Annotated in this window: 1 protein-coding gene; it reads left to right on the top strand. The window is 64.7% G+C overall.

Going from position 1 to position 1,494, the window contains the following annotated elements:
* Positions 1-578 precede the first annotated feature (578 nt).
* Positions 579-1,349 carry a transposase gene (locus ACFYTE_RS42365; protein WP_388722666.1) on the top strand — a complete coding sequence of 257 codons (771 nt, stop codon included), beginning with the start codon at positions 579-581 and terminating at the stop codon, positions 1,347-1,349.
* The last annotated feature ends 145 nt before the right edge of the window (positions 1,350-1,494 follow it).

Raw genomic sequence — 1,494 nt, 5'->3', positions numbered from 1 at the left:
CGCACCCGCTCCGCGTAGCTCCCACCAGCAACATGATCATTCGGCACGAGACCGGGACTCTACCCGACCAAGATCAACTAATCGAACGACGTTGCGCTCTCGCCAGTCTCGACCGTAATACGAGCCACCACGGTTTATCCGCCGTGCCGCCCGCTGCTTTGCGTGCTCAGCACATGGGCCACCTGTAGTCAGCTCAGGACACCAGGGAACAGCGGAGCAGGGTACCCGTGGCTTTCTAGGCATGGGGGCTGTCCTCGCCAGGTAGTAGGGATATCTCGTAGGTGTGGGGGTGTTCCTCGCAGCCGGTTATGTTCTCGACTTCCACGCGCACGGCCTGAATTCCAGTGAGGAAGGGAATGTGCAACATGAGCTGAGAACCAGTTAGGCAGGCACGCGCCAATAGGTCGCCGCTATCGCTGTATGCGGATACCTCATAACCGTGCTCGCAGCGAATGACAGGCTGCACCATCAGGATTCCAGCGGGGATTTCGCCGACCGGTACGGCCTCGGTGCTGTAGGTGGCCCCCGAGGCTAAGCGTTGTCCCGTAACTGCTGGTCACAGGTGAGATGATCTTGTCGTGTCTGGTGTGATCACGGCGTCGGAGTCCTCTTGGATAGCCCCGTTCACCGGGCTGAGTCCGCGTCAGTTCGGCAAGCTGGTGACCGCGCTGCGGCGCGAGGGTGCGGACCCGGTGCGCAAGGGCCGGCCGTGGAGTCTGCCGCTGGAGGGCCGCGTGCTGCTGGTCGCCGCGTACTGGCGGACCAACCTCACCCTGCGCCAACTGGCCCCGCTGTTCGGGGTGTCCAAGTCCGCGGCGGACCGCATCATCGACCACCTCGCACCCTCACTCGCCCTGCAGCAGCGCAAGCGGTTCCGCAAGGACACCGTGCTGATCGTGGACGGGACCCTGGTTCCCACCCGCGACCATCAGGTGGCCGAGCAGTCGAAGAACTATCGGTACTCCACCAACCACCAGGTCGTCATCGACGCCGACACCCGGCTCGTCGTCGCCGTCGGCCGGCCGGTACCCGGCAACCGCAATGACTGCAAGGCGTGGGAGTTGTCCGGCGCCAAGGACGCCGTCGGTAAGACCACCGTCATCGCCGACGGCGGCTACCGGGGCACTGGCCTGGTCATCCCGCACCGCCGCGGGAGAGGCCAGGCCGACCTCCCCGACTGGAAAGAGGAGCACAACGCCTCCCACCGCAAAGTCCGCGCCCGCGTCGAGCACGCCTTCGCCCGCATGAAGACCTGGAAGATCCTCCGCGACTGCCGCCTGAAAGGCGACGGCGTCCACCACACCATGCTCGGCATCGCCCGCCTGCACAACCTCACCATCGCCGGGTAACGGCGAGACAAGCAGGTCAGCGGACACGTCGTAGATCATTTACGGGACAACGCTTACAGCAGCTAACACAAAGAGGTGGGTCGGAGCCGATGGCCGTGTCCGGGGCGGGAGTTGACCGTTCGTTCCGGTGTGGGGACATCGCCGT

Source organism: Streptomyces sp. NPDC004629 (assembly GCF_042873595.1).
Taxonomy (GTDB): domain Bacteria; phylum Actinomycetota; class Actinomycetes; order Streptomycetales; family Streptomycetaceae; genus Streptomyces.
Note: the sequence above shows the minus strand (reverse complement) of the source record. Positions and strands in the feature narration are given on the sequence as shown.